Origin of the sequence: Methylibium sp., from assembly GCF_031393925.1 — a bacterium.
GTDB lineage: Bacteria > Pseudomonadota > Gammaproteobacteria > Burkholderiales > Burkholderiaceae_C > Methylibium.
The window spans coordinates 1-7,531 of sequence record NZ_JANMWL010000274.1 but is presented as its reverse complement, the minus strand read 5'-3'; the positions used below and the strand labels follow the sequence as shown (position 1 = coordinate 7,531).

Here is a 7,531-nt window from a genome sequence, read left to right as displayed (position 1 = left end):
TCGACGGCAATGTGGCGCGTCACCCGCAGATTCGGCTCAGCCATGGCCGTCCTCGACGCTGCGCCGCGCCAGCTGCTCGGTGGCAAAGCGCTGCAGCGCATCGGCGCTGAGCTTGCCGGTGGCCGCCCGCGGCAGCGCCTGGACGTGCAGCACGCGGCGCGGCACGAACACCGGCTCGAGCCGCTCGCGCAAGGCCGCAATGATCCGCGCCGCGCTCGAGCCCGGCGCGACCACCAAGGCCACCGGCCGCACCACGCCGTCGGTCACGTCCGCCGGCAGCCAGAAGGCGCCGTCCTGCACGCCCTCGATGCTGTTGAGGTGGTAGTTCAGGTGCGCCAGCGAGCTGCGCCGGCCGGCGACATGGATCAGGTCGTGGGCACGGCCGAGCAGGCGAAAGCGCTGCGCATCTTCGAGCTGCAGCACGTCGGCGAGCGGCGTGGGCGCGAGCACATGACCGCCCTCGACCACGAAGCGCTCACCGCCTTCCAGGCCATCGCCCCTGCCCTCGAAAGCGCCGTCGCGGCGCAGGCGCAGGTCGCCCAGCGTCGTCCAGCGTTCTTCGCGCACGGTGCGGCGCGTCGCCACCTGGCCGGCCTCGGTGCAGCCGTAGATTTCAATCAGCGGGCCGCCGAAGCCGCGCTCGGCCTGCAGCGCGAGTTGCGGTGAGAGCGGCGCGGTCGCACACAACACCAGGTCGGTGGGCGGCAGCTCCAGGCCGGCAAGCAGCAGCGTCTTGAGGTGAAACGGCGTCGTCACCAGCGCGCGCGGGCGCGGCACCCGGGCCAGCGCCTGCACGATGTCGGCGGGATAGAACGGCCGGCCGGCATCGAAGGCCGCGCCGCCGAGCAGCGCCAGCAACACGCTCGACTCGAAACCGTAGCTGTGCTGGGCCGGCACGGTCGCCACCAGCGTGAGCCCGGCGAGCGTCGGCCGCTCCAGGAATTCGGCCAGGCGCGCCGCCTCGGCGCCGATGTTGGCGACCAGCGCGCCCCAGGTCTTGACATGCGGCTGCGGCACGCTGGTCGAGCCCGATGTCAGCAGGCAAGCCGCCGCCAGCGAAGCCGCGATGCGCGGCACGGCCTGCGCTGCGCCGCCCGCGCCGGGCGGTAGCACTTGCAGCAGCGGCACGCCGGGCGTTTGCAAGGTCGCGTCGTCGGCCAGGCCGTAGAGCGTCGGATGGGCAGCGCGCAAGCGCGCCAGGGTGTCGGGCAGCGCATCGGGCGGCAGCAGGCTGGTCTGAGCACGCGTCAGCGCCGCCGCGAAACCGACCGAAAAACGGTAGCGGTCGAGGCACAGATTGACGAGCGGTCCTTCGGCGGGCAGGCGAGCGGCCTGCTGCGCCACGTCGGCGAGGAAGCGCGCTGCGCTGATCGGCAGGCCGCCGCACCAGGCAAGTGGGGCGGCCGGATCGCGGGCCGCCAGCAGGGGCAGCGTCCGGTCCATCGTCAGGGCGCAGCCTTGACCGGCGCGGTGCGCGAATAGGCGCGCACCACTTCGATCAGGCCAATGCGCTCGAACTCCGGGTGCAGCCGGTAGCGCAGGAAATGCTCGCCGACGAACAGCGCCACCACCGCGACGGGCGTCAGCAGGTTGGCGAGCAGCGACCACGCGCTCCAGGGCTGGGTGGCATGGACCCACAGCGACAGCAGCGCCATGGCAAGGAAATAGATCGCCCACATGCGCGTCACGCGATGCGTGTAGGCCACCATCGCAGGCGAAAGCGTGCCATGCACGCGCTGCGCCACGCCGCCGATCAGCGACAGCCGACCCGGCAGCAGCGTCGCGCCGAAGCTCGCGAACAGCGCCAGGTGGATGCCGACATGCTGCAGCAGGTAGAGCCGGTTCACGTCACCGACGCCGCCGCGAGCGACCAGCGCCGCGAGCCCCGCCGCCGCCAGCGCCACCCCGGCCAGCGAACGCCGATCGCGGCGTTTCAATGCAATGCCCAGGCCGACGGCCAGCAGCGGCCCGAGCAGCGCGGCCACCGCCCACGGCTTGTCGGCGGCGTACAGCATCAGCCAGTGAGAGAGGAGCGCGTAGGCCGCGGCTGCCAGCAGCCCCAGACCGAGACGCCAATGGGCCAGGCGCCAGTGCCGCATCTGAAGGTGATTCAGAGCGTGCGGTGCTGTGCGACGTGCGCCGCCAGGCTGCGCAGCGACTCGAAGATGAGTTGGTTGTTCGCGTCGTCGGAGCGCAGCTGGAAGCCGTAGCGGCGCGACACCTCCAGCGCCACCTCGAGGATGTCGATGGAGTCCAGACCGAGGCCTTCACCGTACAGCGGTGCGGTGGGGTCGATCGCAGCGGGCGCGACTTCGAGGTTGAGCGCTTCGACCAGCAACGTGGCCAGTTCGTGCTCGATCCCATGAGGCTGCGGAGCAAGGTCGGCGCAAGGCATCACGGCGTGGGTGGATGGGGACACGGAGCTACCTGACCGATCGCGTTGTACGAGGGGAAGATTGTACGGGGCGACCCGGCGCCGATTCGCTTGGCGAAGGGCCGGGAAGCGTCCTTGTCCCCGCACATCGGGCCGATGCGCCATCGGATGCGTAGCCAGTGGCCGGCGCCCCGCTCCCATTCGCCCCGCGAGGCTGACAGGCCTGGCGGCTGATTGAGGTGGACAGTCCGCAGGGACTGTCCACGCATGCGGCTCAGTAACGGTACCGGTCGGGGATGCCGTCGCCGTTGCGATCGGGGCCGTGACGGTAGGCCCTGCGGTCATCGTCGCGATCGTGATCGTCGCCGTGGCGACGGCCGTGATGGCCGTCGTAGCGGCGGTACTCGCGGTCGTCATGCCAATAAGCACGCGACTGCGGCTGCACGTACACGGGCGCCGGCTGGTAATACACGGGCGCCGGGCTGTACACCACCGGAGGCGGCTGGTAGTAAACCGGGGGCGGCTCGTAATACACCGGCGCCGGCGCATAAACGGGCGACGGTTGGTAATACACCGCCGGGCCCGGCAGGTTGATGCCGATGTGCCAGCTCACGCCCGCCTGCGCCGCACCCGTGGCGGCCAGCCCGGCCAAGCCGAGGGCAGCCGCGGCCAGGCTCTTGCAAATCGCTCGAGATGTCATGTCGACTCCTTGCGAGGCGCCGTCCGGGTGGGCGGTTTTTGCGGCCTCGTCAGCTTTGAACGGGGCATAGCCCCTTGCGGTTCACAGGAAGCTGTAACCCCGTGTGAATTAAGTTTTGTGGCGCGGCGCGACCCGATTCGGCGCAAGCGCCAGACACCGCCGCGGCGCGTGGCCGGCGGGCCCTCTCCTTAGAATCGCCCGCAAATGAACGAACCCAAGAAGCCCGACACGGTCGGCGGCGCGACCACCAGCGCCAGCAACTTCCTGCGCAACATCATCGAGCGCGACCTCAAGCAGGGCACCTACGCCGGCCGCACCTTCGCCGGAACGCCGGGCGACGCCGCCCACCATGCCGGCCAGCCGCTCGACCCGGCCCGCATCCGTACGCGTTTTCCGCCCGAGCCCAACGGTTACTTGCACATCGGCCATGCCAAGAGCATTTGCCTGAACTTCGGCTTGGCGCGCGACTACGGCGGCGTGTGCCACTTGCGTTTCGACGACACCAACCCCGAGAAGGAAGAGCAGGAATACGTCGACGCGATCATCGACGCGGTCAAGTGGCTGGGTTTCAACTGGGAGGGCCCCGACCCGGCCGACACCCAGAGCACGCGCAGCCATCTTTACTTCGCCAGCGACGACTTCGATTTCATGTACCGGGCGGCCGAGGCGCTCATTAACACCGGTCTCGCCTATGTGGACGATCAGACGCCTGAGCAGATGCGCGCCACGCGCGGCGACTTCAACACGCCCGGCATTGCGAGCCCCTACCGCGGCCGCACGCCCGACGAGAACCTGGCGCGCTTTCGCGACATGCGGGACGGCAAGCTCGACGACGGCGCCGCCGTGCTGCGCGCGAAGATCGACATGGCCTCGCCCAACATCAACCTGCGCGACCCGGCGCTCTACCGCATCAAGCGGGCGACGCACCACCGCACCGGCGACCAATGGTGCATCTACCCGATGTACACCTTCGCGCACCCGATTGAAGACGCGCTGGAGCGCGTCACCCACAGCATCTGCACGCTCGAATTCGAGGACCAGCGGCCCTTCTACGACTGGCTGCTCGACAACTTATGCAGCCTCGGCCTGCTCGCGCAGCCGCGCCCGCACCAGCACGAGTTCGCGCGCCTGAACCTCACCTACGTGGTCACCAGCAAGCGCAAGCTCAAGCAACTGGTCGACGAGGGCCATGTCGACAGCTGGGACGATCCGCGCATGCCTACCCTCGCCGGCCTGCGTCGACGTGGCTACACCCCCGCGAGCATCCAGCTGTTTTGCGAGCGCATCGGGGTGACCAAGGAGTACAGCTGGATCGACTACAGCCTGCTCGACGCCGCGCTGCGCGACGACCTCGAAGGCAAGGCGCCGCGCGCCATGGCCGTGCTGGAGCCCATCAAGCTCAAGCTCACCAACTGGGTGGAAACCTTCGGCGGCGACCCCGAGCATCTGGAGCCCTGCCAGGCGCCCGCGCACCCGCAGCGGCCCGAACTCGGCCTGCGCCGTTTTAGCCTTGGGCCCGAGGTGTGGATCGAGCGCGATGACTTCGCCGAGGCGCCGGCCAAAGGGTTCTTTCGCCTTTTTCCGGGCAACAAGGTGCGCCTGAAATACGGCTACGTGATCGAGTGCAGCGGCTGCGAGAAAGACGCGCAAGGCAAGGTCACCGCCGTGCTGGCCACGGTCGTGCCCGACACCAAGAGCGGCACCCCCGGCGCCGACGCGGTGAAGGTCAAGGGCACGATCACCTGGGTCGGCGTGCATGAGGCGGTGCGGGCCGAGGTGCGGCTCTACGACCGGCTGTTCACCGAAGCGCAGCCGGATGCGGGGGGGCGGGATTTCTTGTCGGTGCTGAACGCACAAAGCAAGCGGGTCGTGGCCGGCTATCTGGAGCCCTCACTCGCGAGCAGCCCGGCAGGCGGCAAGTATCAGATCGAGCGCCACGGCTATTTCGTGGCCGATGCGAAGGATCACGCAGCGAGCACGCCGGTGTTCGGAAAGATCACCGGCTTGAAGGACAGCTGGAGCAAGTGATGCACAGCGCCCGCTTCGAACCTGCCGGGGGTGTTCACTGAACATGCATTTCCGCGGATGGAAGAGCGGGCCATGAGCCAAGCGCTGGTGCTCCACATCATTGACTCCGGCACCGTCAAGCCGGCTGACGAGACGCACCTCTGGATCTACAAGATGTCGCCGAGCGCCACGACAACTTGCTGTGCATGGCGGCCGTGGTCGTGAAGACCGTGCTGCATCACTGGGAGCCACAGCCATGAAAGCCGTCTACTACGAGCAGGACGACATCCTCGAGATCCGGGTCTCGAACAAGCCGGTGGTGCGCGAGGTCTCGCAAGGCTGGAACACCAACGTCAGCTTCGCGGAAGACGGCAGCATCGTGGAAATCGTGCTGCTCGATGCAAAGAAGGAAGGCCTGGTGCCGTTGGAGTTCCGGTAGCCGCGGTGAGGCTCGGTTCGATCACGACTTGGCCAAATTCCCGCACTCCCGGCCACTGGCTGCGAATGAAGCGTCTTTGACGCTGCACCGCCGGTCAAGCAGCACGCCCTGGCGCACGCATAGCGCGCATAGGGGTCTTCAGTTCGATGGCCCGCGGCGAAAACATTGAGCTCAGCGACGTGAATCGAGATTCGACTTCTGTGTGCTCATCGACATTCGCTCGCATGTCTTGACACCACGTGCTGCGCGGCGCGCGGTCGGCTCGCGCGACATTCATCTCAGGCCAGTTCTTTGCCCAGCGCTTGCGCCACGTCATCGCTCCGCAAGCCGCACGCACGGCTTGCCGGATAGCGATGACTTGTTGCCTTTGAACGAGGAGGTAGTCGACATGATGCTCATGCCCGGCGCGCTTCAGCCGAGTTCGGGTGCGATGTCGGTCGCGTAGTCCACCAGCGCCTCCAGGATCTGCTGCCCCCGCTCGTCGGCCGTTTCGACCAGCGTGTCGATCTCGGCAAGAAAGGCTACAAGCGTCTGCGCGCCACCAGCTCCTTCGTGCAGCCGGTGCACGCGGTGCTCGTGCCACTGCTGCTGCTCGGCCTCGTTCAGGGTCGCGGGGAAGTTGCGCGCGCGGTAGCGAAACAGCAGCTCGTCGAGCCGCGCATCGGTGAACGCCGGTCGAGCTGCGGACAGCGCCTCGGGGCTCAGCCCGCGCAGGCGCTGCAAGGTGCGCCGGTCGCCATCGGTGACGAAGCCACCGTAGAGGTCTTCGTCCACGTCGGGCTTGCCTTCGAGCGGTGGGCGGTGCATCACCTCGGGCCACAGACCGGCGAGGCTGGCACCGCGCAGCGCGCAAATCTCGGCATGCCGGTGCGCCTGCGCCACGTCGATGCCCCACAGCAGCGCCCGCTCGGGGCTCAGCGTCTCGAGCTTGCCGATCACCACCGGCGACTTGTTGATATGGATGGTCTTGATCGGCAGCCGCGTCACGCCCTCGGGCAGCTCCTCGGCGCGGGTGAACATGCGCTGTCGCACCGTGGCCACGTCGAGCGTGAACAATTCGCTCGGGTCTTGCGCCAGGTCCCAGACGATGACCTCGTTCTTGTTGGTCGGGTGCGGCGCCAGCGGCCACACCAGTGCGATGCCGCCGCGCTCGGCGCCGTACATGCCCGATACGTGCAGGAAGGGTCGGCCCACGCCCATCTCCTTAAGCACTTCATGCTTGGAGCGCAGCCGCAGGCAAAAAGCCCACAGCTTTGGCTGCTTCGCCTTGACCAGCCGCGCGAGCGCGAGCGTGGCGCGCACGTCGGACGCAGCGTCATGCGCGGCCTCGTGTGCCAGGCCGTTGGCAGCACTCAGGTGCTCGAGCTTGAACGAGGCGCGCCCGTCCTCGTGGCGCGGCCACTCGATGCCCTCGGGCCGCAGAGCATGGCAGCAGCGCAGCACGTCGAGCAGGTCCCAGCGGCCGCAATCGTTCTTGTATTCGCGGGCGTAGGGGTCGATCAGGTTGCGCCAGAACAGGAAGCGCGTGACTTCGTCGTCGAAGCGGATCGAGTTGTAGCCCACGCCCACGGTGCCGGGCTTGGCGAGCTGCTGCTCGATGACGCCCGCAAACGCATGCTCGGCCAGGCCGCGCTCCAGGCAAAGTTGCGGCGTGATGCCGGTGAGTAGGCAGGCGCCCGGCTCGGGCAAGCCGTCGGGCGCTGGCCGGCAGTAGTGCATGACCGGTGAGTCGATCTCGTTGAGCTCGGCATCGGTGCGCACGCCGGCGAACTGCGCGGGCCGGTCACGGCGCGGCACGCGGCCGAAGGTTTCGTAGTCGTGCCAGAAGAAGCTGAGGTCGCTCATCGACGGCACCTTAACCGACGCCCGGCGGCGGCGGTCGGGCGCAACTCACGTAAAACCGGACCCGCCCACGTTCGCCTGCGACTGGCGCTGCGCGGCTAACAAGCAGAAGATAGCCTCGGCACTTGCAGGAGGCTTGTATGAACCCCACCGACACACCGCCCGACGG

General features: G+C 68.2%; 8 protein-coding genes. 3 read left to right on the top strand and 5 right to left on the bottom strand.

Annotated elements, in window-relative coordinates; all coding sequences use genetic code 11:
* Positions 1-36: 36 nt before the first annotated feature.
* From RMO12_RS14320 to RMO12_RS14305, 4 genes are all read right to left on the bottom strand, one after another.
* Positions 37-1,443, bottom strand: coding sequence for an AMP-binding protein (locus RMO12_RS14320; protein WP_309639803.1), 1,407 nt, complete (start codon positions 1,441-1,443; stop codon positions 37-39).
* Positions 1,444-1,445: 2 nt separating this feature from the next.
* A complete protein-coding gene (locus RMO12_RS14315) occupies positions 1,446-2,099 on the bottom strand; it encodes a hypothetical protein (RefSeq protein ID WP_309639802.1) in 654 nt (217 codons plus the stop codon).
* A gap of 11 nt (positions 2,100-2,110) precedes the next feature.
* Complete coding sequence (locus RMO12_RS14310) at positions 2,111-2,395, bottom strand: phosphopantetheine-binding protein (RefSeq protein ID WP_309624147.1); 285 nt, start codon at positions 2,393-2,395, stop codon at positions 2,111-2,113.
* A 253-nt stretch (positions 2,396-2,648) separates the two neighbouring features.
* A complete protein-coding gene (locus RMO12_RS14305) occupies positions 2,649-3,074 on the bottom strand; it encodes a hypothetical protein (RefSeq protein WP_309639801.1) in 426 nt (141 codons plus the stop codon).
* A 204-nt stretch (positions 3,075-3,278) separates the two neighbouring features.
* On the opposite strand from RMO12_RS14305, the gene RMO12_RS14300 reads away from it, so the two are divergent.
* From RMO12_RS14300 to RMO12_RS14290, 3 genes are all read left to right on the top strand, one after another.
* A complete protein-coding gene (locus RMO12_RS14300) occupies positions 3,279-5,102 on the top strand; it encodes a glutamine--tRNA ligase/YqeY domain fusion protein (RefSeq protein ID WP_309639800.1) in 1,824 nt (607 codons plus the stop codon).
* 72 nt (positions 5,103-5,174) lie between these two features.
* The gene (locus RMO12_RS14295; protein ID WP_309639799.1) at positions 5,175-5,306 is read left to right on the top strand and encodes a hypothetical protein; all 132 of its coding nucleotides are present in this window, start codon (positions 5,175-5,177) and stop codon (positions 5,304-5,306) included.
* A 31-nt stretch (positions 5,307-5,337) separates the two neighbouring features.
* Entirely contained in the window at positions 5,338-5,520 is a 183-nt protein-coding gene (locus RMO12_RS14290) for a DUF2283 domain-containing protein (protein WP_309639798.1), read from the top strand.
* Between the two features lie 411 nt (positions 5,521-5,931).
* Here RMO12_RS14290 and sbcB read toward each other — a convergent pair whose 3' ends face one another.
* Positions 5,932-7,365: an exodeoxyribonuclease I gene (gene sbcB, locus RMO12_RS14285; protein WP_309639797.1), complete on the bottom strand. Its 1,434-nt coding sequence runs from the start codon at positions 7,363-7,365 to the stop codon at positions 5,932-5,934.
* Positions 7,366-7,531: the final 166 nt, after the last annotated feature.